Source organism: Glutamicibacter sp. Je.9.36, assembly GCF_051129975.1.
In the GTDB taxonomy this organism is placed as follows: Bacteria; Actinomycetota; Actinomycetes; order Actinomycetales; family Micrococcaceae; genus Glutamicibacter.
The window spans coordinates 236590-262773 of the sequence record NZ_JBCPSN010000002.1; the positions used below are offsets into that span (position 1 = coordinate 236590).

Consider the following 26184-nt stretch of genomic DNA (forward strand, 5'->3'; position numbering starts at 1 on the left):
GGCCAAGGCACTATTGCATTCAACGTACTTGGCGCTCGGACTGGGCGACACGGTAGCTGGCCAGGGTGGCCACGGCCGCGCGTTCCCAGGTGAAGAGGGCCGAATGTTCCAGCGCCCCATGTCCGGCAGCGGTAATCTGTTCAGGATCCCGGGCCAGTTCAAGCAGCTTGGCGGCCCAAAGCTGGGCATCAGGCTCGGTCATGAGCCAACCGGATTCGCCGTCATTGACGGCGTAGGCCAACCCTCCCACCGCATTGGCCAACACCGGCGTGCCGCAGGCCTGCGCTTCGGCGGCCACCAACCCGAAAGTCTCGGAGAGCGACGGTACCGCAACGACATCGGCATTGGCGAAGACGAGCGCCAGCTTCTCGGGGGATAGCGGATCGAAGAACCGGACGACGTCCTCCAGGCCGTGGCGTTGGACTTGCGCTGGCAGGTCGTAGTCCGTTGCCCCGGACAGCGCGCCGAACAGCGATGCGGTAATGCGCAGGGCTGGATCCTCGCGACGCGCGATGCCCATGGCTTCGAGCAGAAGATGGGCTCCCTTCAGCGGTTGCATGCGCCCGGCGTAGACCAGGTGCAAGTCATCGTCGCCCAGAGGCCGGCGCAGCTTGTCCTGATCCGGGTGGAAGATGCGGTGGTTGACGCCCGGCAGGACGATGTCGAGCTTGTTCGAGTCCACGCCGTAGAAGCGCTGCAGCTGTTTCGCCTCGACGGGCGTGTTCGCGATGATGCGCGCGCAGTCGGCGAGCAGCTGCTTCTCTGCTTCCTTCCGCTTCCCCGGCTCGGGGAGACCTGATTCGTGTTCCTTGGCCGCCGCCGAGGTGTGCATCGAGACCAGCAAGGGAGCGGACCAGCGCTGCGCCAGTTGCAGCCCCACCATTCCGGAGAGCCAATAGTGCCCGTGGACGACATCGAACTTCACGCCGTGCAAGTGCGTTGCGATTTCCTCCGCGGCCTCGTCGATGATCGCCGGGAGCTGTTCCTTGGCAAGGTTCCGATGGGCAGCGATCTGCACCTGATGCATCCACACGCCCTCGCTGACCTGGAGCGACTCGGATTCGTTGGCGGTGCGCGTGAGCATGTGGACTTCGTGGCCCAGGGCGCCCAGCGCATAGGAAAGGTTCTGGATGTACACGTTCATGCCACCTGCATCGCCGGAGCCCGGCTGCTGCATCGGTGAGGTATGCAGGGAAAGCATGGCTATGCGCATGTTCAGTACTCCAGTAGTGCTGTGCTAGTGACGGAATTTTTCGTTCAAAACTCCGCCTCTGATGCTATCAAGAAGCCAGGTCGAGCATTTTCGCGTTTGCCGACGTCCAGTGATCGACCATTTCTGCTCCGCCGTGGCCATCGGTCTCGCAGATAACCAGTGAGGAAGCTGGCCAGAGCTGGTGAAGTTTCCATGCGGTCATTGAAGGTCCGGAAACATCGGCTCGTCCGTGGATCAAAACGGCCGGCAGGTGCCGGATCCCAGCCATATTCTCGATGATCGGCGGCTGGCAGAAACCATCATGGGCCCAGAAATGAGTGGTCAGCCGTGACATTGAATGCCGGAAGCGGCGGTCATGCCAGCGCGGATCGCGGATGACCTGCTCCGATCCGAGGGAAATGTGGGTATCCTCCCATAGCGCCCATTCGCGGGACGCCGCATCGCGAAGTTCCAGATCGGTGGAGCCGAGCAGTTGCGCGTAGGCCTCGACCAGTCGCAGTTCACCCGCCGCGTAGGCCGGAATGTGGCTGCTGGCGAATCGCGAGAAGCGGTCCCATGCTTCCGGGAAGAGCGCTCCAACAGTCTCGGTGATCCATTGGACTTCTTCACGGCTCGTTGTCGTGACGGCAAAAAGCACCATGCCGACGACGCGTTCGGGATGGGCCTGTGCGTAGGCGAGAGCCAAGGTCGAGCCCCAGGACACGCCATTGATAATCCATTTCTCGATACCCAGCCCGACACGCAGCGTTTCGATATCGGCTATCAGCCGCTGGGTAGTGAATTCTCCGATGTCCGTATCCGCAGCGGCTGCCGAGGGGAGAGAACGTCCGCAACCGCGCTGTTCAAAACCAATGAGGCGAGTACGGGACAGATCCCAGCGGTTCCGGTAGCCGCTCGCGCCGAGTGTTCCTCCTGGTCCACCGTGCAGGTGCAGTGCCGGGATTCCCCCGGGACTGCCGAACTCTTCCCAGTACAGCTGGTGGCCGTCATCAGTTGGCATGAGCCCCTGCTGGGCGGGGACGTTGCCCGGGGAAGAATCAGTCATATAAGCACTTTACGACAGCACACCTGCAAGCGCGGCGGAGGCAGGCGCCGCATCCTCAATCGAGGGCGGGGAGCTGTCCGGATTAAATAAAGAAATCCCCGGTTGACCGAAGTCAACCGGGGATTCTACCTGTGCGCGAAAGGGGACTTGAACCCCTACCCTCTTGCGAGGACTAGCACCTCAAGCTAGCGCGTCTACCTATTCCGCCACCCGCGCAGGTTGTCTGTTGTTCGCGTTGTTATCGCTGGCAACGAAGTAAAACTTTACCACCCCCAGCAGGGGATTTCCAATCGGGAAACTCTCCGCAACTGGAGAGTGAAAACCCCGGAATTCCGCGGGAAAACCGGGATTGATTAGAGGTTTAAGGTAAAAATTCAGGAAATCAGTGTCGAGCGTCACAGGAATATGATGTGATCTGCCTAGTGAAACGCGGGCTTAGCGGTTCTACTGCGAAGGTGGGCCGAGCCTGGCGGACAGCGTTGCCGCATCGAGTACTTCGTTGAAGATCGCGCCATCAGGTTCCAAGCCTCGGCCCGCGGCCAAGTTGGGCAGGAGGACCGGAGAGAAACCCAGGGCGAGGGTAAGTTCTGAAACCGTCTGGGCATCCTGCTTGTTATCCGAGGCGACGCCCAGGGCGCGTTGCGCGGATTGCTTGGTTGCCCGATCCGCGTCCATGTCCCAGTGGCTGATGTGATTGAGCGCTTTGACGACGCGAGAGCTCTTGAAATGGGTTGCAATGCCTTCGGAGCTGGACAAGCCGGCCTCAAGCGATGTTTCCAGCCAGTCGGGCAGCGGCTCGTCTTCCCAGCGATTGGTCGCATCCACCAGCAAGATGCCAGCCAGGGATGGGACATCAATGTCGTCGAGTTCCTCTTGCGGCACCATGAGCACCACCAAATCGACATCCTCGGCAATGTCTTCGGCCAGTACGGCGGTGGCATGCGATGCGTACTGCGCCAGGTGGTACTTCATCATCCGTGGAGGCCTGGAACCTGCGATGCGTACGTCGATTCTGGCCGATGCTGCTGCGCGGGCGAGGGCTGTGCCGGCTCGTCCCGCTCCAAGGATTCCGATCCGCTTGATGCTCATAGCCTCCAGCCTAAACGCGAAAGCCATGGTGGCATGCAATTCATTGCATGCCACCATGGCTTTTGCCTAGCGAAAGGCCATCAGCTCCAGAGCGGTGCCAGTGACTTGTACAGCTGCTGTACGCCCAAGACGATGAACAGCGCAGCGGTAATCGCCAGTGCGGTGTTGGTATGCCAGCGGTTGGCCCATGCCTTGGGGATGCGCTTGCCGTTGAGCAGGCCCAGGAGGGTGACTGCCAGGAATGGCATGAACAGCGCGCCGAGGACGCCGTAGGCCAGGATCAGGGCAATTGGCTTGTCCAGCAGGAACAGCACCATTGGCGGGAAGGTCAGCCACAGGACATAGAACTTGAAGTACTTGCCGCCGGTCAGGGTATCCGGGTGGTTTGCCGGCTTCTTGCGCATGTGGCCCCAGAAGTCCGCGAACATCAGGGAAACGCCGTTCCATACGCCGATGATCGACGAGAAGGACGCGGCCCAGAAGCCAATGAGGAAGCCGTTGCCTACGACATCGCCGTATTCGGCTTTCAGCACGTCGCCCAGTTCCAGCAGGCCCTTGTCGCCTCCGGAGATGCTCACGCCGGCGGCGCGAACAACTTCCGCGCCAACGATCAGCATGGCCAGCACGAAGATGCCGGTCATGACGTAAGCCATGGAGTTGTCGATGCGCATGACCCGCATCCACTTAGGGGTGTACCAGCCTTTCTCGCGCAGCCAGTAGCCGTAAGCGGCCAAGGTGATGGTACCGCCGACGCCGCCAGCCAACGCCAGGGTGTAGACCACGCCGCCTTCCGGGATCATCGGGATCAGGCCCTTGAGCATTTCCGGAATATTTGGCACAGCGATGAAAGCCAAGCCCACCACGGTTACGAACATGATGCCCACCAGTACAGCGGTGATCTTCTCGAAGAAGCTGTACTTTCCGAACCAGACCATCACGAAGCCCAGCAGGCCCATGATTACTGCCCAGATCTTCAGATCCACTGCCGGCATCAAGGCGGCCAGCGGCAATGCAGCGGAACTCATCGCTGTAGCGCCGTAAACGAAGCCCCAGATGATGATGTAGGGACCGAAGTACCAGGTGGTCCACTTGCCCAGGGTCTTCCAACCCTCGAAAATGGTTTTGCCAGTTGCCAGGGTGTAGCGGCCGGCGCCTTCAACCAGAACAATCTTCAGGATCACGCCGACGATCACTGCCCAGAGCAGCGCATAGCCGTACTGGCTGCCTGCTACTAGTGTGGCAACCATGTCGGCTGCGCCAACGCCGGTCGCCGCAACGACCAGTCCCGGGCCAATGACTTTCCAGCGCGGCGGGCCGCCACCGTCTAGGTCGGCGCGTTGCGCCTGGGTGTTTTCGCTCATTCGATTTTCCTTCTGCCACAGTGCGATGCCGCCGCGGAGTCGCATCGGCAGTGACGCGGACCACGGGGGTGTGAGATCGTATTCAATCTTGGTAGTGATCTTTCTTACTGGCAAACTCTCAGTCAAGTACTAACACTTTCTTAGGAATGCAGTGACGTGGAGAACACCGCGTGTTCCGAATTGCTAGAATTGATCAGTTACCCATGGGCGCCGAGCCCGGATCTGAACGTCGAGGATGATGCCGTGCAGCTGTTGATCGTCGAAGACGACCACGCCGTCGCCCGCGCCCTGATCGATGCCGTGAGTGCCGCAGGCCATCAGGCCGAGCATGTCAGCCGCGGCGCTGACGCGCTCTTGAAGCACCACAATGCACAGATGATCCTGCTGGATCTGGGCCTGCCGGATATGGATGGACTGGAAGTCCTGCGCAAACTGCGCCAAATCAGTGAAGTCCCCGTGGTCATCCTCTCGGCGCGCAATGACGAGCGGAGCGTTGTCCGGGGACTGCGCCAGGGTGCCGACGATTTCCTGGTCAAGCCCATCGGGCTGGCGGTTCTTCTGGCCCGCATCGAGGCGGTGGCCCGCCGCGCCAAGGTCCAATCCAATGACAACGGCGGTGTGCTCATCGCCGGCGGACTGCGTGTGGACACCGGGAAGCACGAAGCAATTCTGGATGGACGGCACCTCCAGCTGACCGCCAAGGAATTCGAGCTGCTGGCATTGCTGGCCCAGCATGACGGAGCGGTGGTTACCCGGGAGCAGATTCTTGACCGCTTGTGGGGCGACGCGTTCGTGGCGGTGTCGCGCTCTTTGGATGTGCACCTCACCGGTTTGCGCTCCAAGCTTGCTGCGCCCGGGATGATCGTGAACGTCCGCGGAGTCGGCTACCGGCTAGAGACGCCAAACCCGTGAGGCTGCGCGTACTGGGCATCCTGGGCACGCTGCTGCTTGCAATCGTCGCCATCGTCAGCGCGATGCTGTTGCAGAGCGTCAGCCGTGATGCCACCGCTGAAGTCCAGCTGAACCGGTTATCGGCATTGAACCGCTTTGTCCAGCTTGCCGCCCATGCTGATCTGGCAAATGACATGTCGCTGCTCCAGCTGGAGATGGACACCTATAGCGACCTCTATGGCGAAGGGCTGCTGATCAATCTGGGCCAGCGGCAACTGGTCTCGGGCAGTATCGATCCTGCGGATCCCGAGGTCGCTGGCACCGTGCGCGATTCAGAGCTGAATCTGGGACTGGTCCAGATCCCGCCGATCGATCCTCTCTCGGATGCCACCGCCTTGCTCTCGCAGCCGTTCGGCAATTCCGCCCAAGTGCTCGGCTCTGTCACGATGCAAGTGAACTTGGAAACTGCACGCGCCAAGGTGCTGGAAAAGTCCAGCCTGCTGTGGCTTGTTGTCATGTCCATTGGCGCTGGACTCCTGCTCTTGGCCGACCGCCTGACCTTCTGGGTGCTCCGTCCGGTGCACCAGCTCAATGATGCCGTCAATGACATTGCGCGGCATCAGGCACCGGTTCTCCTTGAAGAGCAAGGCCCACCGGAACTGCGCCGGCTATCGCGGTCGCTGGGCAGCATGGCCCGAACTATGGCCGAGAGCCTGAAGCAGCAGCAGGAGTTCATTGCTGAAACTTCCCATCAGCTCCGGAACCCCGTTGCCGCCTTGCGGTTGCGAGTGGATCTTTTGAAGATGCGCATGGGCGACCAAGCGGATCCCGCCGGAGTGCATGCGGTGGAAAACGAACTTCATCGGGTGGAAACCCTGCTGGACGGCGTCATGCGCTTGGCCAGCGCTGAGCATCGGCTAGCCGAGCAAAATGCGGGAGAGTCCTTGCCCGAGACAGCCGTGCACGGCCAACAAGTCGACGTCGGGCAAATGCTCGCCGAGGAAGTCGAACGCCAATCCGAGGTTGCCCGGCAACGGGGAAACCAGCTGGTGCTCGATGGCAGTGCCACCTCGGGGCCGACCGCCATGGTGTGGTGCAACGGATTCGATTTGCAGCAGATGCTCGCGGAACTACTGGAAAACGCGTTCAAGTACGCTCCTGGCAGCAAGATCGTCCTGGGCCTGCGGCTCGATCCGGGAACTGCCAGCATCCAAATACAGGATCACGGTGCCGGAATGAACGCTGCTGAACTCGCGAATGCAGGCGAGCGATTCTGGCGTGCAGAACGTGTACGGCACAGTCCGGGAACAGGTTTGGGACTGGCTATCGTGGATCGCTTGGCGCGCGCGAATGCCGGTGAGCTCACCCTTGAATCGGCTCCGGGCGAAGGGCTCAAAGCAACGATCAGCCTGCCCCTGCATGGCAGCAAGCCCGAGGTGCCCGATGAATCCTGAGCCCATGCCGTCGCGGCGGAACTTGCTTCGATATCTCCTGGCAGCCCCAGTCGCCGCCGGACTGCCAGCACTGAGTTCCTGCAGCTCGTTGCCCGCTGCGCATCGATTGGATATCGCCTCCGGTGAAGACGGGGGCATGTACTTCCAATTTGCCTCCTTGCTCTCCAACGCCTTGATGGACCACGGCGTCGCCGAGCATTCCACAGCCCTCAATACCCAGGCCAGCGCGCAGAATCTGGCGATGCTCGCAGAAAACAAGGCCGGGCTGGCTCTTGCCCTGGCCGATACGGTGGACCAGTACCGGAAGGACAACGCTCCACAGGCGCAGCCGCTGGCCCTGGGCCGCGTCTACCAGAACTATTTCCATTGCATCATCCGCACAGCAGCCGGGATTAGCTCGCTGCAGGATCTGGCAGGACGCACCATCGGCACCGGCGCGCCAGGGTCAGGTACGTGGGTGACCGGCCAGCGCATATTGCGGGCAGCGAAGCTGAAGAATCGCGGGATCGCGCCCAAGGAGCTGCAGTACGGGTACGTGGCAGGGCTGGAGGCGCTGGGCAAGGGAAGCATTGACGCGCTGTTCCTTTTCGGCGGCCTGCCGGTTGCTTCGCTGAGCCAGCTCGCTTCAACCATGGACTTGGGCCTGCTCGATGTTTCGGCGGTGCTGCCGCAGCTGCGCGAGCGGTACCCGGATCTCTACGACGGGGTAGTCATCCCGGAGGGAACCTACCGCGGAATCAAGTCCGTGGAGACGATCGGGGTTGGCAACCTCTTGATGGCGCGCGCGGACATGCCCGAGGAGCTGGCCGGAGCCGTCGTCAATCTCCTGGTCGCCCACGCTGATCAGCTGGTGCCAGAATCCAGTGCCGGCATCCAGTTCTTGACCCCCGAAACCTTGGTCAGCACCGGAGGCCAGCCCCTGCACCCGGGCGCGAGGAAGGCCTACCAGGAACTTCACGGCTAGAAATTGCGCACGTGCGCACACGACGGTGGGGGCTTTGCCCACTAGTGTGTATTGCAAAGCACTGCTACGAGAGGATCATTGGCGATGTCCATTGCTGGCGACATTCCACTCATGGAAAATGAAGCCGTAGAGATCTGCAGGAAACTGATTCAGATCGACACGACGAACTATGGAGGCAACAAGGGCGCGGGGGAGCTTGAAGCCGCCCGCTATGTCGCTGGGCTGCTCGAGGACGTCGGCCTGGATGCCACGATCTATGAATCCGCTCCCGGGCGGGCCAACGTGGTCACCCGCATCCCGGGGGCCAATCCGTCATTGCCGGCCCTGGTCGTGCACGGCCACCTGGATGTCGTGCCGGCTATCGCCGAAGACTGGAGCGTGGATCCTTTCGGGGCCCAGGTCATCGATGGGATGATCTGGGGGCGCGGAGCGGTGGACATGAAGAACATGGACGCGATGATTATCGCCGCCATCCGCCATCTGCAACGCGAGAACATCACCCCGCGGCGCGATCTGGTCATCGCCTTCTTCGCCGATGAGGAAGCTGGCGGGGACTATGGTTCCGGCTGGATGGTTCAGAACCATCCCGAACTCTTCGCCGGGGCGGCCGAGGCCATTAGCGAAGTCGGCGGGTTCTCGGTCGAAATCAACGGCCGCCGGGCCTACATGCTGCAGACTGCGGAAAAGGGCATCGCCTGGCTGAAGCTGGAATCCAAGGGCATGGCCGGCCACGGCTCGCAGCTCAACACCGATAATGCGGTCACCCATCTGGCAGGAGCCGTCCATCGCATCGGTGAGCATCAATGGCCGCTGTCCTACACCAAAACCACTCGCGCATTGCTTGAGCAGGTGGCCGAGCTGTCCGGACTGGACTTCGATGAAGCCGATCCCGCCCCGCTGCTCTCGGCCATGGGCAATGTCTCGCGCTTCGTCGGGGCTACCTTGCAGAACACCGCGAATCCCTCTGTCCTGGAAGCAGGCTACAAGCACAACGTCATTCCCGGGCAGGCCGCAGCGCTGATCGACTGCCGCACCCTGCCCGAGCAGCACGAAGCTACCTTGGAGACCCTGCGTGAACTGGCCGGGGAACACGTTGAGCTGTCCATGGTGCATGAGCAGGAATCCCTGGAGGTGCCCTTCGCCGGTGCGCTGGTGGATTCAATGATCGCATCGTTGCTGGCTGAAGACCCGGATGCCGTGGTTCTGCCCTATATGCTCTCTGGCGGAACCGATAACAAATGGCTGGCCAAACTGGGGATCACCGGCTACGGATTCGCGCCGCTGCAACTTCCTGCCGAGCTGGATTTCACCGGAATGTTCCATGGCGTCGACGAACGCGTGCCGGTGGACTCCATCAAGTTCGGCGTGCGGGTGCTGCAAAACCTCTTGCAGGAATACTAGAACCAGCGTTGGCCCAGCCAGCACAACAGAATCCAGGAGCAGAATCCTTGACCATCGAATCCATACTGAGCGACGAGCTGCTTGAGCGTTTCCGGGACCGGGCCGCCGGCTACGACGAGTCGAACTCGTTCGCCATCGAAGACTTCAACGAACTGGTGGAACTGGGCTACCTCAAGGCGCTGGTGCCGGCAGAGCGCGGGGGACTGGGGTGGAACTTCGAGACCCTGGCCCTGGCCCAGCGCCGCCTGGCCACCGCGGCACCCGGCACGGCCCTGGCGATCAACATGCACCAGGTATGGGCAGGCGTCGCGTATTTGCTGCAGGCCCGCGGGGACCGGCGCCTGGATATGGTGGCCGATTGGATTGCCGAGGGCGAAGTGATGGCGTTCGGGATCTCGGAGCCCGGCAACGACGCAGTGCTCTTCGACTCGAAGACCAGGGCGAGAACCGCTGCCGATGGCTCGGTGGAGTTCAATGGCGTGAAGATCTTCACCTCGCTGGCACCGGCGTTCACCCGATTGGGGGTGTTCGGCAAGGATGAGGAATCCGGGGAACTGGTTCACGGCTTCGTAGCCAGGGGCGAGGGCGTGCATTCCCTGAACGACTGGAACACCCTGGGCATGCGGGCCAGCCAGTCGCACACCACGAAGCTGGAAAATGCGGTGGCCCCGCGCGAATGGGTGCATAGCCGGCTGCCGGCCGGTCCAAACCAGGACCCGCTGGTCTTCGGCATCTTCGCATCCTTCCTGACCCTGACCGCAAGCGTCTACGTGGGCATCGCAGATCGTGCGGTGACCCTGGCCCAGGAGGCCCTGGGCCAGCGGGTGCACCAGGACGGGACCCGGTATGCGCAGGATGTGCGTGCCCGCGGGCTCTTGGCCGAAGCGGCGATGCGCCTGCTGGCCCTGGATGCCCTGCAACGCTCGGTGGCCGGTGATCTGGAGGCCAAGGCGGATCACCAGGGCGCGTGGTTCCCCAAGCTGGTGACGCTGCGCACCCTGGCCGGGGACACTGCACGGGAGAACATCCAGGTGGCCGGACAGCTGCTGGGCGGTGGCGGATATTTCCGGGGATCGGAGTTCGAACGGCTCTACCGCGACGTGCAGGCCAGCTGGTACCACCCGTCCAATGCCGCCTCGGCAGCCAATACGGTGGCCTCGTGGCTGGTAGGCCCGCTCGATAACTGAGGCAAGGACCCGCGATTGCCGTGAGGGCCAATCGCGGGCATGGAGCCATGTGCCCAGTTGCCGGTTCAGGGAGCCAGGGTGCTGCGAATGCGCATCACCCGGCGGCGCAGCCAGTACTTTTGGGCGCCGCCTTCATAGCGGCAGGTGCGCATGAGCTCCCATTTGCCGTTATCGGCGTGCTCCCGCAGGGCTGCGCGGGCGACATGCTTTGGTTCGCCCGGGAAAGAAGTTATGACCAGGTATTCAAAGCGCTGGTCATCGGGATGATGCAGCGGTGGCTTAATTCTTTCTTCGAGCATCCTGCCCCCTATCTAAAGAACGCCGTGCGTTGTAGCCTCATGCTATGAGTACTGAACCGAGTTTTGCACTGCAAGCATTTATTGCACGCCTGGAGCAGCACCTGGCAATTGTGTCGCAGAGCCGCGGTGCTGGCGAGGCATCCGTCGACGCGGCTTTTGGCGCGCTGGCCGATGCCTTCGAAGACTATGAAGACGCCCTCTACGATCAGTATTCCGAGTTATTGCCCTTCACCATACCCTCGGATGATGCGTGAGTACGACCACGGAGTGAATTTTTCCCATTCCGTGTTTCTGAGTCCGGATAGTCGCAATCGGTGAAGTAATGTCGAGGGGTGAATTGGTTTGAAGCAGCTTTCCTAGGATTGATCCAGGGCCTGACCGAGTTCCTCCCGATCTCGTCCTCAGCCCACTTGCGTATCGTTGGCGAACTCCTGCCCAACGCCCAAGACCCCGGAGCGGCATTTACCGCCATTACCCAGCTGGGTACCGAAACCGCAGTGATCGTCTTCTTCTGGCGTGACATCGTGCGGATCATCGGCGCCTGGTGCAAGGCACTGGCCGGCAAGATCCCGCATTCGGATCCGGATGCCAAGATGGGCTGGCTGATCATTATCGGCTCCCTGCCGATCGCGATCCTGGGCCTGCTGCTGGAAGACTACATCGACACGAACTTCCGTTCGCTGTGGATTGTTGCGACCATGCTGGTGGTCTTCGGCCTGATCCTGGCCATCGCCGACCACTTCGGCAAGCAGCAGCGCACCTTGGACAAGCTGACCGTCAAGCACGGCATCTTCTACGGCTTCGCCCAGGCCATGGCCTTGATTCCGGGCGTCTCGCGTTCGGGCGGCACCATCACCGCAGGTTTGCTCATGGGCTACACCCGTGAAGCCGCAGCCCGCTACTCGTTCCTGCTGGCGATCCCGGCGGTGTTCGCCTCGGGCCTGTACAAGCTGGTGAAGTCCTTCGACGAACCAGGTGTCTACACCCTGGCGCAGACCGGTGTCGCTACCGTCGTGGCCTTCGTTGTCGGCTTCCTGATTGTGGGCTGGTTCCTGAAGTTCGTTTCCACCCACTCCTACCGCTTCTTCGTCTGGTACCGCATCCTGCTGGGCCTGGCGCTGTTCGTCGCTCTGGGATTGGGCTTGATAGCCGCCTGATCCAGGTTTTCCAAGATGTCCGTGGACTGCTTCACGGGCATCTTGCAGTTAACGGGAATAAACCTCGCCTTGCTTCACTTGGAGTTAAAGGAAGAAATACGTCGCATCTGCGAAAGGATGTCCATAAGTGCACGCGTGGAATAACCCTGAGGTACCTCAGGTGGCTGGTTCAGCACCAACACTGGAACTTTTCAATACCGCCACCGGAGCCCGACAGGCCACTGCGCCAGCGGATGAAGCTATTGCGCCGGCCAGCATGTACGTTTGCGGTATCACCCCCTATGACGCCACCCATATGGGCCACGCCGCCACATATGTCACCTTCGACCTGGTGCAGCGCACCTGGCGCGATGCCGGTCGCACCGTGGCCTACACCCAGAACATCACCGACGTGGACGACCCGCTGCTCGAACGCGCCGCAGCAACCAACGTCGATTGGCGCGAACTGGCCGAGTCGCAGATCCAGCTCTTCCGCGACGACATGGAAGCCCTGAACGTCATTCCGCCGCAGAACTACATCGGCGCGGTGGAATCCATCCACTGGCTGGTCCCGGTGGTCGAGCAGCTGCTCGATGCGGATCTGGCCTACCGTGTGCCAGCTGGTGCCGATGGGGTGGAAGGCGACGTGTACTTCGACACCCTGGCCGCCCAGAACGATGCCTGGAAACTGGGCGCCGTTTCGAACTACGACCGCCAGACCATGCTCGGCTTCTTCGCCGAACGCGGCGGGGATCCGGATCGTGCCGGCAAGCGCGATGCGCTTGACCCGCTGCTGTGGCGTGCCGCCCGCGAGGGCGAGCCGTCATGGGATGGCGGCAAGCTCGGTGCCGGCCGCCCGGGCTGGCACATCGAATGCTCGGTGATTGCCCGCAAGACCCTGCCGGCCCCCTTCACCGTCCAAGGTGGCGGCTCGGACCTGATCTTCCCGCACCACGAGTTCTCCGCGGCCCACGCAGCTGCTGGCGATAACGCGGAACTCGCGCAGACCTACGTGCACACCGGCATGGTGGGCCTGGACGGCGAAAAGATGAGCAAGTCCCTGGGCAACCTGGTGCTGGTTTCCAAACTGCGCGAAGCTGGCGTCGAGCCGGTAGCGATCCGCGCCGTACTGCTCTCCCAGCACTACCGCAGCGACTGGTTCTGGACCGAGCAATTGCTGGCCGCAGCCCAGCAGCGGGTGGCTGCCTGGCGCCAGGCCTTGGCCACCACCAGCACCGAGGACGCAGCCAAGGTAGTGGAAAGCATCCGCAAGCACATGGCCGATGACATCGATGCGCCGTCCGCGCTGGAGGCACTCGACCGGTGGGCTGCCCAGCCGGCCGGCTCGAATGGCGACGGCGCCGAAGCGTTGCGCCACGGCATCGACGCGCTGCTGGGGCTCAAGCTCTAGGCAGCACCGCGCCAAGCATCCCGGGGTCCGGCTTCAGATATCGAAGTCGGACCCCGGGCTGTCTTTGCGGTACTTTCCCCGGCGGCGCAGATAGCGTTCGAATTCCCGGGCAATGGACTCGCCGCTGGCCTCGGGAAGCTCGCTGGTGTCCGTTGCCTGCTCCAGCTGTTCAACGTACTTGGCCACATCCGGATCCGCTGCCGCGAGCTCATCGACCCCATGCTTCCAGGCCAGCGCATCCTCGCGCAGTTTCTGGTCCGGCACGGAGACCGGGATGACTTCCTCCAGCAGCTCGATGATGGCCAGTTGCACCCGCGGGCTGGGGGACTGCGCAACATAGTGGGAGAGCTGCGCCCACAGCGACAGGCTCGGGATCCCGTACCGTTCGAACTCCACGCCGAGCACCGAGGGGATTCCGGTGGGCCCCTCGTAGGTGGAGGCGCTGATTCTCAGGTGCTCCTGGAACCGCGGATCGTCGCTGGCCAGCGAGGTCGGCACCGGCCGGGTATGCGGCACATCGGCCAGCAAGGCGCCCAGGGTGAGCACGGCATGGGCATTGTGGGATTGGGCCACCTTGATGATCCGCGAGCAGAAGGTCTGCCATTTGAATGTCGGCTCGACACCCAGCACCACCAGCAGATCGGCGGCCGCCTGGGGCAAATGGATCTTGAAGATCTCGGTGCACGGCCAGTCCACTACGCGCCCTGTCCCGGTGCGCCGGGTCTTGGGCCGGGTGAACTGGTAGTCGTAGAAATCGTCCTCGCCCACGGTGGCCACATGCTCATGGGCGTTGGACTCGAGCAGCAGGCGGACGGCGTCCGTGGCCGCCGAACCGGCGTCGTTCCACCCCTCGAAGGCAGCCAAGACGATGGTGGGGCGAATCTCATGCTGGGTCTTGGCGATATAGCTATTCAGCGTCGGGGCGTGGTATTCCTCGTTCATTGAAGACTCCTTGGCAGCACTCGATGCTCTCGGCGTGGCTCGCCGAAGCGGCTTAGCCCCACTCTTCCATCTAGAATGGACTCATGCCAAGCACCAGTTTTGACTTTGCCGCCGGAACCGAGCCCGCAACCCCGCAAGCTGTCCTGTGGGATATGGACGGTACGCTGATCGACACCGAACCCTATTGGCTGGCTGCCGAAGCTGAGCTGGTGGCTTCCCATGGCGGCTCATGGAGCCATGAACAAGGCCTGGCCCTGGTCGGCAACGCCTTGCCAGATGGCGCCCGGGCCCTGCAGCAGGCCGGGGTGAAGCTGGAGATCCGCGAGATCATCGACTGGCTCTCTGCCCGGGTGGTTGCCGGCATCCGCCGCGAGATCCCCTGGCGGCCAGGAGCCCGCGAATTGCTCGCGGCGTGCAAGCAGGCAGGCATCCCGCAGGCTTTGGTGACCATGTCCGAGCGCAGCATCGTCGATGAACTGATGCTCAGCATCCCCGAAGGCACCTTCCAGGCCAGCGTTACCGGTGAAGAGGTCGCCAACGGCAAGCCGCACCCGGAACCTTATCTGGCTGGACTGCAGCTGCTTGGCCAGTGCACCGGGAAAGAACTGGAAGCAGCCAGGTGCATTGGTTTCGAGGATTCCGTGCCGGGCATCGCCTCGGCGTCCGCGGCCGGGCTGCATGCGGTGCTGGTCCCCAACGCCACCGACCCGGGCGAAGGCAATTGGCGCCGGATCGACACCTTGGCATCCGTGGATGTACATGAAATGACTCGATGGTTGGTGCAGGTTAGCGCGTGAGCGACACTCAGGAAAAGTCCCCTGGAATCAAGCTGGGGCGTATCGGCGGCGTCCCGGTCTACCTCTCCAGCTCGTGGTTCATCATCACCGCGGTCATCACCTTCAGCGTTGGCATCCAGCTTTCGCGCGGCGGAATCATCCCACCGCTGAACGCCTACCTGATGGGCCTGGCCTGCGCGGTGGCTATTGCCGTGGCCGTGCTGATCCATGAGGTCGCGCATGCGATGACCGCGCGCGCCTTCAAGTGGCCCGATGCGCACATCGTGTTGACGCTGATGGGCGGGCACACCCAGTTCGGTTCCTTCAAGGCCAAGCCCGGCGCCTCGCTCTGGGTGGCACTCTCCGGACCGCTGTCGAACTTCCTGCTGGCCGGAATCGGCTGGCTGGTGATCGAGAACGCGGCCATGGGCGTGTACCCGAACCTGCTGCTGGACTTCTTCGTCTATGCCAACCTGCTGCTCGGCGCCTTCAACGCGCTGCCCGGGCTTCCGCTCGATGGCGGGCGGCTGGTCGAGTCGATCGTCTGGAAGGCCACCGGATCCCAGTTCAAGGGCACCATCGCTTCGAGCTGGGTGGGCCGGGCAATCGCCGTGGGCCTGGTCTTCTACTTCGTGATCTATCCTCTGGTACGCGGCGAGCAGCCCCAGATCATCACGGTGGTGGTCGGCATCATGGTGGCGATGTTCATGTGGCAAGCCACCACGCAGCTGATTGCGCACTCCAAGATGATGCTGAACCTGCCCACCGTGATCGCCACCGACTTGATGCGCCCGGCTTCGGCCATGGTTTCGCACGCAACCGTAGCCGACGTGCTCTCCCGCCAGAACGCGCGCGGGGGAGAGATCATCCTGGTCGACCCGAAAGGGATGCCGGTCGGGGTCATCGATGCGCAGGCGCTGTCCCGGGTGGACCCGAACCAGGCGGCCCAGGTTCCGGCCTTGGCCGTATCCCGTGCCCTGGGCCAGGGCGCGATCGTGGCTGAGGATTCCGATGGCCGCGCACTGATCGACTACCTGGCCAGCGTGGACAGCGTCGAATACGCGGTGATCAGCGCCACCGGGCAGGTGGTGGGCCTGCTGCACCAGCGGCAGATCGTCAACGCCGTCACCGGACGCCGCAAGTAAACTCTATACAGACTGAAAAGCACCAAGAAAAGGATCACATCAGTGAGCGAAGCTAAGAGCCAGGCGCCGCACGGCGCGGCAGCCCGTCGCGGCCCCTTCCGTGTCGGCGACCGCGTGCAGCTGACCGACGAGAAACGCCGGATCAACACCATCACCCTGCAGCACGGTGGAGAGTTCCACACGCACAAGGGCGTGCTGCCGCACGAGGCCATCATCGGCCTGCCCGAAGGCTCGGTCATCGAGAATATCGACGGCTTCCGCTACCAGGCCCTGCGCCCGCTGGCCAAGGATTTCGTGCTCTCCATGCCGCGCGGCGCCACCGTGGTCTACCCGAAGGATGCCGCGCAGATCGTGCAGTTCGGCGACATCTTCCCGGGCGCGCGCGTCGTCGAAGCCGGTGTCGGTTCCGGCGCGCTGTCCATCTCGCTGCTGCGCGCGGTCGGCGATGAGGGCTTCCTGCACTCCTTCGAGCGACGCGAGGAATTCGCCGATATCGCCCGCGGCAACATCTCCACCGTCTTCGGTGGCGAGCACCCATCGTGGCAGATCTCCATCGGCGACTTCCAGGACAGGGTCGTCGAGCTGGAAGCACCGGGCAGCATCGACCGCGTGGTCCTGGACATGCTCAGCCCCTGGGAATGCCTGGATGCGGTAGCTACCGTGCTGGCGCCGGGCGGCGTGTGGACCAACTACGTGTCCTCGGTGACCCAGATGTCCCGCGTGGTCGAGGCCATCCGTGCTTCGGGCCAGTTCACCGAGCCAGAGTGCTTCGAAACCCTGGTGCGCGGCTGGCACGTCGACGGCCTGGCTGTCCGCCCGGATCACCGGATGGTGGCGCACACCGCATTCCTGATCACCTGCCGCCGTCTGGCCGATTCCGCCGATGGCATCCCGAAAGCCAAGCGCATCAAGGAGCACTCGTACTCCGATGAGGACCTGAGCGCATGGACGCGCGATCACGCCGACGGCGAGTGGACCCCTGAAGCACTGGGCGAGCGCGGCTTGTCGGATAAGAAGCTGCGCCGGGCCGCCCGCGATGCCAACCAGTCCGTGCGCGTGCGTGCCGCTGAAGAAGACGCCGAAGGCGCTGGCGGCGAAGCCTGAGCTGCAACCATATATTGAGATATTGCGTCTCATTATGTGACATTGGGCCCCGAGTGTTCTGCACTCGGGGCCTTCAGTTCCTAGGATGGAAGCAAGACGGTGCGCCAAGCACCGGAAAAAACCTCATCAGGGCGCACGAACCGCCCCGGTGACGTTGGATGTTGGAGGTTGGAACGTGAACGATAATCGCGAGGCAGAACAATTGGCCGAGCGGCTGCAGATGACCGAACGCCAGGTCAACGTGCTGCGCGACAAGAATCGCAACCTCGACAAGCAACTCGCCGGGATCAGCGGCAATAACAAGCGCCTGGTGGCCCTGCTGGAAACCACCCGCGAGCAGATCATCAACCTGAAGTCGGCGCTGGAAAAAGACGGGGACACTCCCTTCAGCCACGGCACCATCGTGGCCAAGCACCCGCGCAAGCACCCCGAACCCGGGCTCGGCATCGAATCCACCGGCGCCCAGTCCGCAGATGTCATCTACTCCGGGCGCAAGATGCGCGTGGCCGTCAGCCCGCTGATGGATTTCGACAAGCTGGTCATCGGCCAGCAGGTGCTGCTCAATGAAGCACTGGTGATCGTCGCGGCCCTGGGATTCGAAGAGACCGGTGAACTGGTCACGGTCAAGGAACTGCTGGAAAATCACCACGCCGTAGTCATGGCCCGTGCCGATGACCAGCGCGTCGTTGAACTCGCTGGCCCGCTGCGCGAGATGCACCTGCGCGTGGGCGACCAGCTGGCCATCGATTCGCGTTCGGGCATGGCGGTATCCCGCGTCCAGCTCACCGACATGCAGTCCCTGGTGCTCGAGGAAGTCCCGGACATTGCCTACTCGGACATTGGCGGGCTGAACTCGCAGATCGAAGCCATCAAGGACTCGGTGGAGCTGCCCTTCACCCACCCTGAGCTGTACCGCGAACACGGGTTGAGCGCGCCAAAGGGGATCCTGCTCTACGGCCCTCCGGGCTGCGGCAAGACCCTAATCGCCAAGGCGGTGGCGCACTCCCTGGCCCAGCGCGTCGTCGAGCGCAAGGAAGGGGCCAGCAACCGCAGCTACTTCCTGAACATCAAGGGTCCGGAGCTGCTGGACAAGTACGTGGGCGAAACCGAGCGGCACATCCGCCTGATCTTCGCCCGCGCCCGGGAGAAGGCGCTGCATGGAGATCCGGTGGTGGTGTTCTTCGACGAGATGGAAGCGCTGTTCCGTACCCGCGGCACCGGTGTCTCCTCGGATGTGGAAACCACCATCGTGCCGCAGCTGCTGGCCGAAATTGACGGCGTAGAGCGCCTGGATAACGTGATTGTCATCGGCGCGTCCAACCGCGAGGACATGATCGACCCGGCGATCCTGCGTCCGGGACGCCTGGATGTCAAGATCAAGATCCGCCGTCCCGATGCCGAGGGCGCCACAGAAATCTTCAGCAAGTACCTGACGACCGAACTGCCGCTGCATGCCGATGAGCTCGATGCCGATGCCGGGGATGCCGGCGCCACCATAGCGCGCATGATCCGCGGAGCCGTCCAGGCAATGTACTCCACCGAGCGGATCAACGAATTCCTCGAAGTCACCTATGTTACCGGTGCCATCGAAGTGCTCTACTTCAAGGACTTCGCCTCGGGCGCGGTCATCCACAACATCGTGGACCGCGCCAAGAAGCATGCCATCAAGGCGCTGATTACGCAGAACGAACGCGGACTGAAAATGGAGTACCTGCTGCGTGCGGTGCGCGAGGAGTTCGCCGAGCACGAAGACATGCCCAACACCACCAACCCCGATGATTGGGCCCGGATTTCCGGCCGCAAGGGCGAGCGGATCAGCAACATCCGTTCCCTGGTCCAGCAGCAGGCCGGCAAATGAGCGCACGTCGGCTGGTCGGCCTGGAAACCGAATACGGAATTATCCGCCCGAACATGCCCAAGGCCAACGCCACGGTGCTTTCGGCGCAGATCGTTGACGCCTACGCGCAATTGGTCGCCGAGCAGGATTCGGCGGCCAAGGCAGCACGCTGGGACTACAGCGACGAATCCCCGCTGCAAGATGCGCGCGGATTCGCCATGGACCGGGCCCAAGCGCATCCGAGCCAGCTGACCGACCTGGAGCCGGGGCTGGACGACGAGGGCATCTGGACCGCCGAATCCATTGCGCTGGATGGCAACGACGCGCATCTGGGTTCAACGCTCTACCAGGAGAAGGAATCCACGGATGTCGTGATGAACATGGTCCTGGGCAACGGCGCACGCCTGTACGTCGACCACGCCCACCCGGAATACTCCAGCCCCGAATCGATGACCCCGCGTGATGCGGTGCTCTGGGACCAAGCCGGCGATGAAGTGATGCGCCGCGCCGCGGCCGCCGCCCAGCGCATGGGCAGCGGGGAACTGCTGCTGTACAAGAACAACACCGATAACAAGTCGGTCTCCTACGGCTCGCATGAGAACTACCTGATGCCGCGCGGCATCGAGTTCTCTTCGATTGTCCGCGGGCTCACCCCGTTCTTTGCCAGCAGGCAGATCTTCTGCGGTGCCGGCCGGGTGGGCCAGGGCATGCTCAACGAGCGCGCCGCCTTCCAGGTCTCCCAGCGTGCCGACTTCTTCGAGGCGGAAGTGGGCCTGGAAACCACGATCAACCGCCCGATCATCAACACCCGCGATGAACCGCACGCGAACTGGGACAAGTACCGCCGCCTGCACGTGATCATCGGGGATGCGAACCTCGGGCAGATCTCCACCCTGCTGCGCGTGGGCACCACCAACTTGGTGCTCTCGCTGATCGAAGCGGGGATGGCCCCGCAGCTGGAACTGGTCGAGCCGGTCCTGGCCTTGCAGCAAATCAGCCACGACCCCACCCTGAAGGCCAAGGTGCGGTTGCGCGGCGGGGTCCAGCTCACCGCCATTGAAATCCAGCGCCATTACCTGCATGCGGCAGAAAACTACTGTGCGGCACGCGGCATTGATGATCCGGACACCACCGAGATCCTCAGCCGTTGGGCGCAGATCCTGGAGTTGCTCGAGCGCGACCCGATGGACGCGGCAGACCAGATTGACTGGATCGCCAAATACCAGCTGGTCAACGGCTTCGCCCAGCGCCACCAGCTTGAGCTGTCCGATCCACGCGTGGCGATGCTGGACCTGCAATGGGCTGATTTGCGGACCGACAAGGGCTTGTACTACCGCATGGCCGAACGCGGGGCCATCCAGAGGATCTTCAGCCAGCAGGAGATCAACCAAGCCGTGGCCAGCCCGCCGGAAGATACCCGGGCCTACCTGCGCGGCATGACCCTGCAGCGCTATGCGCCCTACGTGGTCGCAGCGAACTGGGATGCGTTGTCCTTCGCCGTCCCCGGGGCGCGCAAGATCAGCCGCTTCCACATGCCCGAACCGCTGGGCGGAACCCGTGCGCAGGTTGGCGAGCTGTTCGACACGCAGCTGGAGATTGCGGAATTTATCGACGAATTGGCCAGGCGTCGCTAATCGGCGCAGAATAGGTATGAGTCTCGGCGCGTAATTCCGGGATTCACGACGACTTAGGAGAAAACGATGACTCAGGAAAGCTTCTCGGCCCGCCGCAGCATCCAGAACCAGCAGGCCGAAACGGAACAGGTCCAGGTGAACACCACCGGCCAGTCCGCCGGCGTGGATGACCTGCTGGACGAGATCGACTCGGTGCTGGAATCCAACGCTGAAGAGTTCGTCCGCGGATTCGTGCAAAAGGGCGGCCAGTAAGCCCCAACGGGCACACAGCTTTGGAAGTCGTGTTCTGGCCAATGTGGCGGAACCGCAGTTGAGGGGAAGTAGCTTCGCGTGGATCGCAGAATCTTTGGTCTGGAAACCGAATTCGGGCTGAATTATGTCCCGTCGGATGGGCGCCGGCTCACCCCGGAGGATGCCGCACGGCACCTGTTCAAGCCGGTAGTCAGCTGGGGGCGCAGTTCGAATGTGTTCCTGGAGAACGGCTCGCGCCTCTACCTGGATGTGGGCTCGCACCCGGAGTACGCCACCGCGGAATGCGACCAGCTCAAGCAGCTGATCGCCCACGACCGCGCAGGGGAGGCGTTCATGCTGGACCTCGTTGACCAGGCAGAGGACCAGCTGGCCGAGGAAGGCCACGAAGGCCGGATCTACATGTTCAAGAACAATGTGGACTCCGCCGGGAACTCCTATGGCTGCCACGAGAACTACCTGATTCCACGCAAAATCGAGTTCAAGCGCCTCGCTGACATGCTCATCCCTTTCCTCGTCACCCGCCAGCTATTGTGCGGTGCCGGGCATCTGATCACCGATGAAGAGCAGACCAAGTACGTCTTCTCCCAGCGCGCCGATCACATGTGGGAGGGGGTCTCCTCGGCCACAACGCGCTCGCGTCCGATCATCAATACCCGCGATGAGCCGCACGCCGATGCCGAGTACCACCGCCGGCTGCATGTCATAGTGGGCGACTCGTCGATGAGCGAAACCACCCAGATGCTGAAGATCGGCGCCACCGACCTGGTGCTGCGCCTGATCGAATCCGGCGAAATCTACCACGATCTGCGACTGGAAAACCCGATTCGCTCCATCCGCCAGATCTCCCACGATTTCACTGGCCAGACCGTGGTGCGGCTCATGGGCGGCGACGAACCGACCGCACTGCAGATCCAGTGGATCCTCTTCGAATCCGTCAAGGAATTCATCGCCCGCCACGGCGCGCACCACGACCAGGTGGATACCGTCCTGGAATTGTGGGAACGCACGCTGAACGCAGTGGAAAGCCAGGACTTCTCGCTGATCGACCGGGACATCGACTGGGCGATCAAGCACAAGCTGCTCACGGGCTATGCCCAGAAGAACTCCCTGGAGCTCTCGGCGCCACGGATCGCGCAGCTGAACCTGACTTACCATGACATCGACCCGCAGCGCGGCCTGTTCCACCTGCTCAAGCGCCGCGGCCTGGCCAGCGCAGTCGTCTCCGACGCTGAAATCAATCAGGCTGTGAACAACCCGCCAGCCACGACACGCGCGGCACTGCGAAGCAAATTCATTCGCGCCGCCCGCGCCAATGGGCGACGCTATAGCGCCGATTGGGTCCACATGAAGTATGAGGATGGCCCGGGCGGAATTGTGCTGTGCAAGGACCCGTTCGCAACCACCAATTCACAGATTGACGAGCTCATTGAGCTGATGGGCCAGCAGCTTTAGCTAGCTGGAAACAAGTATTTACACAGCAAAAACCTCTAAGCTGGACGCAGATCATTACGGCCCTTGCCCTGTGCAAGCCCGCAATGCATGACCAGCTAGTCCAACCGGAAAGAAGATTCGTGCGAAAAGTTTTGGCAGTATGCGCCACCGCGTCCATCCTTGCCCTGGCGTCCTGCGGTTCGGGTTCGTCATCCCTGAGCGGCATCGACGTCAAGCCAGCAGAAGATAGCAAGACCGCACCTGAGGTCAAATTCGATGCGCCGCTCCTGACCGAAAAGTCAGAAGCAGTCACCGTGGTGGAGGGCGAGGGTTCCGACATCAAGGAAGGCGACACCATCCAGATCCAGTCGGGCCTGTACAAGACCATCGACGGCCTGCTGACCAATGAGAACTTCACTGCTGATCCGGCTCCCATGAAGGTTGACGAGACGCTCAAGGAGCAGATGCCCGAGCTCTACGAAACCCTGCTGAAGTCCCAGATTGGCGACTGGATCGCTTACGCAGCCATCGAAGGCGTTCAGCAGCCGGACGGGTCCATCGCCGAACCGGCCGAAGGCTCGCGTGCCGAACGGCTGATCGTGATCAAGATTGCGGACTCCAAGAGCCCTAGCCAGACGATGGGCAAGGAAGAAGTCCAGCAGCTCAAGGACGACGGCAAGCTCCCCACCGTGAAGACCGGCAAGGGCGATCCGCAGATCACCATCCCCAAGGACACCGAAGCCCCGGCAGGCCTGGCAGTGGACGTCCTTGAAGAAGGCGACGGCCCAGCCGTTGGAGAAGCGTCCAAGGTCACTGCCCACTACCACGGCGTGCGCTGGGAAGATGGCAAGAAGTTCGACGGCAACTTCGGCAACGAAGAAGGCTTCGAAGCCGATATGGCCGGCGGAGTCATCCAGGGTTGGCTGCAGGGCTTCCAGGGCCTGAAGGAAGGCAGCAAGGTCTTGCTGACTGTCCCAACGGACTTGGCCTACGGTGAAACTGCTGAAGCCCAGGGGCGTCCTGCAGGACCACTGGTCTTCTACGTAGAATTAGACAAGGTAAGCGAAAGCAAGTAACAGAAAGGCCGTGACTATGTCGTTCGGAGAACGCAACTACGACCGCACCAAGCCGGAGATCGATTTCCCGGGCACCGACGCTCCTGAAGAACTGGTCATCACCGACCTGGTCGAGGGAACCGGCGCCGAGGTCACCCCAGGCACCACCGTTGAAGCGCACTATGTAGGCGTTGCCTGGTCCACCGGCGAAGAGTTCGACTCTTCCTGGGGCCGCGGGCAGACCCTCGACTTCCCCGTGGGTGTCGGAATGGTTATCCAGGGCTGGGACCAGGGCCTGCTGGGCATGAAGGTCGGCGGCCGTCGCCGACTGGATATCCCATCGCACCTGGCCTACGGCGAGCGTGGCGCCCCAGGCGCCATTGCGCCTAACGAAGCACTGATTTTCGTTGTGGATCTGATGGGCACCAAGTAATTCCAAGTGCTGGCAATGGCCCCGATTAAATAATCGGGGCCATTGCTGTCCCAGAAGTCATCCTTATCGGCGAAAGTTGGTTAGTCTAGGCACGTGAGCACAAAGCAATCCCCGGGACCCAGCAAGGCAGAACGCCTGACCAGCCTCATCTATGCGCTGGCAACTAAATCACGGAAGTTCAACGCCGACCGCATTGGTTCCTATTTGGTGCCAGGCGGTACCAAGGAGACCCGAGAGAAGGCGCTGGATCGTCTCAAGGACGATATCCGCAATGACTTCGGGCTGCAGCTGGACAAAGAAGTAATCGACGATGTTACGTACTACAGCATCGACACGACCGAGTGGTTCTTGCCGCCGGTGGAATTCAGCCCCGCAGAAGCCGGCCTGGTCGCATTGGCCGCGAGCCTTTGGAAAGACACCAAGCTCCAGTCATTGGGGCTCAATGCCGCGGCCCGAGTCACCGGCCATGATGGCGTGGCCTCGCCGGTCGCTCCGTTGGCCGGCTCGTTGGTCCCACGCCTTTCCATGGATGAACCGAACTTCCGCGAATGCGCCCTGGCGGTCTTCAACCGCAACACGCTCAAGTTCGCCTATACGTCCTCTGGCGGTGCGCAGAGCGAACGGATTGTTGATGTGTGGGGGATCGGGCAGCGCTACGGCAACTGGTACTTCACCGGCTATGACCACACGCGGAAAGATACCCGTGTCTTCCGCCTCTCGCGGGTTCAAGGCAAGTTCACGAATTACCGGCATGGCGGCGCTAACGCCGACGGGCACTACCACGCCCGCCCCCAGGATTTCGACATGACCCAGGTCTTGCAGGATTTCGACCTGCAGAATCCGGGACTGGTGGCAACGGTGCGGCTCTTGGGCGATGAAGCAATCCCGCTGCGCGCCCAGGCAGTAAATGGCCGCAGCGATCAGGACGAGCTGCAGATCGGCTATGCGGATCCGCATTCATTTGCCCAGCAGCTGGCAGCTTATGGTCCGACCGTGAAAGTCCTGGGACCCTCCGAGCTGGTGGCCCAGGTGCGCCGGATCCTGCGCGACGCGCGCAGCTCCCAGACCAGCCAGGGCAACCAGGATGCCTACGCAGAGGTGAAGTTCCGTCCGCATCGCGCCACCGGCCGTGGCACCACCACAACTCAGGTCATGCGAAATATCGACATGATCCAGTATGTGCACGCCCATGGTGCCGTAGAAATCGAAGCGCTGGCAGAACGCTACTCCATGAGCGTTGCCAAGGTTCGTGAAGAGCTGGCCATGATCATGATGTGCGGTGTCCCGTACGGCCAGCATGACGAACTGATCAACGTCAATGACGGCGACGTTGAATCCGATACCGTTACGATCTCCAATGCAGCCCTGCTGGCCGAGCCGCAGAAGCTGGCGCCGCTGGAAGCTGTAGCCGTGCTCGGCGGGCTCAACGCCCTGGCAAGCATTCCCGAGTTCGAGCACCAGCAGGTGCTCGACGCGGCACTGGCCAAGGTGAATTCCGCGGTGGCCCGTTTTGACGGCTGGAGCGGGGCGCTGGGCTTCGCACTGTCCAAGGCGCGCGAGAACGATATTCCGCAGCAGCTGATTCAGGCGATTCGTTCCCAAGACGTCGTGCGCATCGATTACTACTCGGCCCGTTCGCGAACTCACCAGGTTCGCGATGTGGAACCGATCCGGCTCATTGAAGACGGAGCGGTGCAGTACCTGCGGGCTTGGTGCCGAAAGCGCCAGGGCCTATTAACTTTCCGGGTGGACCGGATGTTAAGTGTGGAAACTGCCGGTGAACAATTCGAGCTGGCGGCTCGGCATGAAGACCAGCAAGATGTCCAGATCCGGTATGCCTCCAGCGACGATGACTTAGAGGTCATGGTCTATGTAGACGCCGAGATCTTGCCGGTTATCGAAGCTTTCCATCCTCTTTCCTGGTCCACGGGAAAGGTCGGTACCGGGTATCTGGCCAACGTCCGGTTCTCGGATCACCAGGTAGCTGCGCCGCTCGTGGCTCGCCATAGCGGTAAACTGACTGTGGTCTCTCCTGACGCTACGCGCGAACAGGTAGTGAACTGGTTGGACGAGGCTATCGCAATGTATGAGGATTAATAGATGCTTCCTTGGTGGTTTTGGGTA

The 26184-nt window shown here is 62.2% G+C and carries 25 protein-coding genes and 1 tRNA gene; 18 read left to right on the forward strand and 8 right to left on the reverse strand.

Annotation, left to right across the window (positions count from 1 at the left end):
• Window positions 1–19 precede the first annotated feature (19 nt).
• The 6 genes from AAZQ98_RS05435 to AAZQ98_RS05460 all read right to left on the reverse strand — a co-directional run bounded on the left by AAZQ98_RS05435 (window position 20) and on the right by AAZQ98_RS05460 (window position 4708).
• Window positions 20–1213, reverse strand: a complete 1194-nt coding sequence (locus AAZQ98_RS05435) for a glycosyltransferase (RefSeq protein ID WP_434690420.1) — start codon at window positions 1211–1213, stop codon at window positions 20–22.
• Window positions 1214–1280: 67 nt separating this feature from the next.
• Window positions 1281–2258: an alpha/beta fold hydrolase gene (locus AAZQ98_RS05440; protein WP_332727066.1), complete on the reverse strand. Its 978-nt coding sequence runs from the start codon at window positions 2256–2258 to the stop codon at window positions 1281–1283.
• 132 nt (window positions 2259–2390) lie between these two features.
• Window positions 2391–2474 (reverse strand) — tRNA-Leu (locus AAZQ98_RS05445).
• Complete coding sequence (locus tag AAZQ98_RS05450) at window positions 2457–2657, reverse strand: hypothetical protein (RefSeq protein ID WP_434690422.1); 201 nt, start codon at window positions 2655–2657, stop codon at window positions 2457–2459. The genes AAZQ98_RS05445 and AAZQ98_RS05450 overlap by 18 nt, the downstream gene beginning before the upstream one ends.
• A 45-nt stretch (window positions 2658–2702) precedes the next feature.
• Window positions 2703–3347: an NADPH-dependent F420 reductase gene (locus AAZQ98_RS05455; protein ID WP_434690423.1), complete on the reverse strand. Its 645-nt coding sequence runs from the start codon at window positions 3345–3347 to the stop codon at window positions 2703–2705.
• 80 nt (window positions 3348–3427) lie between these two features.
• Entirely contained in the window at window positions 3428–4708 is a 1281-nt protein-coding gene (locus AAZQ98_RS05460) for an Nramp family divalent metal transporter (RefSeq protein WP_434690425.1), read from the reverse strand.
• Window positions 4709–4951: 243 nt separating this feature from the next.
• Between AAZQ98_RS05460 and AAZQ98_RS05465 the strand changes: the two genes are divergently transcribed.
• The 5 genes from AAZQ98_RS05465 (at window position 4952) to AAZQ98_RS05485 (ending at window position 10605) form a co-directional block, all read left to right on the forward strand.
• Window positions 4952–5620 (forward strand): response regulator transcription factor, encoded by a 669-nt coding sequence (locus AAZQ98_RS05465; RefSeq protein ID WP_434691314.1) that lies wholly within the window; start codon window positions 4952–4954, stop codon window positions 5618–5620.
• Window positions 5617–7053: a sensor histidine kinase gene (locus AAZQ98_RS05470; RefSeq protein WP_434690427.1), complete on the forward strand. Its 1437-nt coding sequence runs from the start codon at window positions 5617–5619 to the stop codon at window positions 7051–7053. The genes AAZQ98_RS05465 and AAZQ98_RS05470 overlap by 4 nt, the downstream gene beginning before the upstream one ends.
• A 4-nt stretch (window positions 7054–7057) precedes the next feature.
• On the forward strand, window positions 7058–8017 hold the full coding sequence (locus tag AAZQ98_RS05475; RefSeq protein ID WP_434690428.1) for a TAXI family TRAP transporter solute-binding subunit: 960 nt from the start codon (window positions 7058–7060) through the stop codon (window positions 8015–8017).
• 84 nt (window positions 8018–8101) lie between these two features.
• On the forward strand, window positions 8102–9418 hold the full coding sequence (locus tag AAZQ98_RS05480; RefSeq protein ID WP_434690430.1) for a M20/M25/M40 family metallo-hydrolase: 1317 nt from the start codon (window positions 8102–8104) through the stop codon (window positions 9416–9418).
• A 47-nt stretch (window positions 9419–9465) separates the two neighbouring features.
• Window positions 9466–10605, forward strand: a complete 1140-nt coding sequence (locus AAZQ98_RS05485) for an acyl-CoA dehydrogenase family protein (RefSeq protein ID WP_434690432.1) — start codon at window positions 9466–9468, stop codon at window positions 10603–10605.
• A gap of 65 nt (window positions 10606–10670) precedes the next feature.
• Here AAZQ98_RS05485 and AAZQ98_RS05490 read toward each other — a convergent pair whose 3' ends face one another.
• On the reverse strand, window positions 10671–10904 hold the full coding sequence (locus AAZQ98_RS05490; protein ID WP_105657828.1) for a DUF5703 family protein: 234 nt from the start codon (window positions 10902–10904) through the stop codon (window positions 10671–10673).
• A 44-nt stretch (window positions 10905–10948) separates the two neighbouring features.
• Here AAZQ98_RS05490 and AAZQ98_RS05495 point away from each other — a divergent pair, with 44 nt between their 5' ends.
• The 3 genes from AAZQ98_RS05495 to mshC all read left to right on the forward strand — a co-directional run bounded on the left by AAZQ98_RS05495 (window position 10949) and on the right by mshC (window position 13451).
• Window positions 10949–11158, forward strand: coding sequence for a hypothetical protein (locus tag AAZQ98_RS05495; RefSeq protein WP_105657829.1), 210 nt, complete (start codon window positions 10949–10951; stop codon window positions 11156–11158).
• Between the two features lie 78 nt (window positions 11159–11236).
• Window positions 11237–12061, forward strand: coding sequence for an undecaprenyl-diphosphate phosphatase (locus tag AAZQ98_RS05500; RefSeq protein WP_332486266.1), 825 nt, complete (start codon window positions 11237–11239; stop codon window positions 12059–12061).
• 127 nt (window positions 12062–12188) lie between these two features.
• Window positions 12189–13451, forward strand: a complete 1263-nt coding sequence (gene mshC / locus AAZQ98_RS05505) for a cysteine--1-D-myo-inosityl 2-amino-2-deoxy-alpha-D-glucopyranoside ligase (protein WP_434690435.1) — start codon at window positions 12189–12191, stop codon at window positions 13449–13451.
• A gap of 33 nt (window positions 13452–13484) precedes the next feature.
• Here mshC and AAZQ98_RS05510 read toward each other — a convergent pair whose 3' ends face one another.
• Entirely contained in the window at window positions 13485–14393 is a 909-nt protein-coding gene (locus AAZQ98_RS05510; RefSeq protein ID WP_332498551.1) for a PAC2 family protein, read from the reverse strand.
• A gap of 83 nt (window positions 14394–14476) precedes the next feature.
• On the opposite strand from AAZQ98_RS05510, the gene AAZQ98_RS05515 reads away from it, so the two are divergent.
• The 10 genes from AAZQ98_RS05515 to AAZQ98_RS05560 all read left to right on the forward strand — a co-directional run bounded on the left by AAZQ98_RS05515 (window position 14477) and on the right by AAZQ98_RS05560 (window position 26157).
• The gene (locus AAZQ98_RS05515; RefSeq protein WP_402734839.1) at window positions 14477–15190 is read left to right on the forward strand and encodes an HAD family hydrolase; all 714 of its coding nucleotides are present in this window, start codon (window positions 14477–14479) and stop codon (window positions 15188–15190) included.
• On the forward strand, window positions 15187–16314 hold the full coding sequence (locus tag AAZQ98_RS05520) for a site-2 protease family protein (protein WP_434690437.1): 1128 nt from the start codon (window positions 15187–15189) through the stop codon (window positions 16312–16314). Before AAZQ98_RS05515 ends, AAZQ98_RS05520 begins: the two co-directional genes overlap by 4 nt.
• A 42-nt stretch (window positions 16315–16356) precedes the next feature.
• Window positions 16357–17418 (forward strand): tRNA (adenine-N1)-methyltransferase, encoded by a 1062-nt coding sequence (locus tag AAZQ98_RS05525; protein ID WP_133833378.1) that lies wholly within the window; start codon window positions 16357–16359, stop codon window positions 17416–17418.
• 220 nt (window positions 17419–17638) lie between these two features.
• Window positions 17639–19276 (forward strand): proteasome ATPase, encoded by a 1638-nt coding sequence (gene arc, locus AAZQ98_RS05530; RefSeq protein WP_332498560.1) that lies wholly within the window; start codon window positions 17639–17641, stop codon window positions 19274–19276.
• On the forward strand, window positions 19273–20889 hold the full coding sequence (dop, locus tag AAZQ98_RS05535) for a depupylase/deamidase Dop (RefSeq protein ID WP_105657837.1): 1617 nt from the start codon (window positions 19273–19275) through the stop codon (window positions 20887–20889). Before arc ends, dop begins: the two co-directional genes overlap by 4 nt.
• Window positions 20890–20955: 66 nt before the next feature.
• Window positions 20956–21141, forward strand: a complete 186-nt coding sequence (locus AAZQ98_RS05540) for a ubiquitin-like protein Pup (protein WP_133833376.1) — start codon at window positions 20956–20958, stop codon at window positions 21139–21141.
• Window positions 21142–21219: 78 nt separating this feature from the next.
• Window positions 21220–22593, forward strand: a complete 1374-nt coding sequence (gene pafA / locus AAZQ98_RS05545; protein WP_434690440.1) for a Pup--protein ligase — start codon at window positions 21220–21222, stop codon at window positions 22591–22593.
• Window positions 22594–22712: 119 nt separating this feature from the next.
• Window positions 22713–23648, forward strand: a complete 936-nt coding sequence (locus tag AAZQ98_RS05550) for an FKBP-type peptidyl-prolyl cis-trans isomerase (protein ID WP_332728099.1) — start codon at window positions 22713–22715, stop codon at window positions 23646–23648.
• A 16-nt stretch (window positions 23649–23664) separates the two neighbouring features.
• On the forward strand, window positions 23665–24060 hold the full coding sequence (locus tag AAZQ98_RS05555) for an FKBP-type peptidyl-prolyl cis-trans isomerase (protein WP_013348985.1): 396 nt from the start codon (window positions 23665–23667) through the stop codon (window positions 24058–24060).
• A 93-nt stretch (window positions 24061–24153) separates the two neighbouring features.
• The gene (locus tag AAZQ98_RS05560; protein ID WP_434690443.1) at window positions 24154–26157 is read left to right on the forward strand and encodes a helix-turn-helix transcriptional regulator; all 2004 of its coding nucleotides are present in this window, start codon (window positions 24154–24156) and stop codon (window positions 26155–26157) included.
• Window positions 26158–26184 lie beyond the last annotated feature (27 nt).

Excerpts from the sequence above, each read along its gene's own strand:
- AAZQ98_RS05435 (WP_434690420.1), bottom strand. The coding sequence starts at position 1,213 with ATGCGCATAGCCATGCTTTCCCTGCATACCTCACCGATGCAGCAGCCG.
- AAZQ98_RS05440 (WP_332727066.1), bottom strand. The coding sequence starts at position 2,258 with ATGACTGATTCTTCCCCGGGCAACGTCCCCGCCCAGCAGGGGCTCATG.
- AAZQ98_RS05455 (WP_434690423.1), bottom strand. The coding sequence starts at position 3,347 with ATGAGCATCAAGCGGATCGGAATCCTTGGAGCGGGACGAGCCGGCACA.
- AAZQ98_RS05460 (WP_434690425.1), bottom strand. The coding sequence starts at position 4,708 with ATGAGCGAAAACACCCAGGCGCAACGCGCCGACCTAGACGGTGGCGGC.
- AAZQ98_RS05475 (WP_434690428.1), top strand. The coding sequence starts at position 7,058 with ATGCCGTCGCGGCGGAACTTGCTTCGATATCTCCTGGCAGCCCCAGTC.
- AAZQ98_RS05480 (WP_434690430.1), top strand. The coding sequence starts at position 8,102 with ATGTCCATTGCTGGCGACATTCCACTCATGGAAAATGAAGCCGTAGAG.
- AAZQ98_RS05490 (WP_105657828.1), bottom strand. The coding sequence starts at position 10,904 with ATGCTCGAAGAAAGAATTAAGCCACCGCTGCATCATCCCGATGACCAG.
- AAZQ98_RS05495 (WP_105657829.1), top strand. The coding sequence starts at position 10,949 with ATGAGTACTGAACCGAGTTTTGCACTGCAAGCATTTATTGCACGCCTG.
- AAZQ98_RS05510 (WP_332498551.1), bottom strand. The coding sequence starts at position 14,393 with ATGAACGAGGAATACCACGCCCCGACGCTGAATAGCTATATCGCCAAG.
- AAZQ98_RS05515 (WP_402734839.1), top strand. The coding sequence starts at position 14,477 with ATGCCAAGCACCAGTTTTGACTTTGCCGCCGGAACCGAGCCCGCAACC.
- arc (WP_332498560.1), top strand. The coding sequence starts at position 17,639 with ATGACCGAACGCCAGGTCAACGTGCTGCGCGACAAGAATCGCAACCTC.
- dop (WP_105657837.1), top strand. The coding sequence starts at position 19,273 with ATGAGCGCACGTCGGCTGGTCGGCCTGGAAACCGAATACGGAATTATC.
- AAZQ98_RS05540 (WP_133833376.1), top strand. The coding sequence starts at position 20,956 with ATGACTCAGGAAAGCTTCTCGGCCCGCCGCAGCATCCAGAACCAGCAG.
- AAZQ98_RS05555 (WP_013348985.1), top strand. The coding sequence starts at position 23,665 with ATGTCGTTCGGAGAACGCAACTACGACCGCACCAAGCCGGAGATCGAT.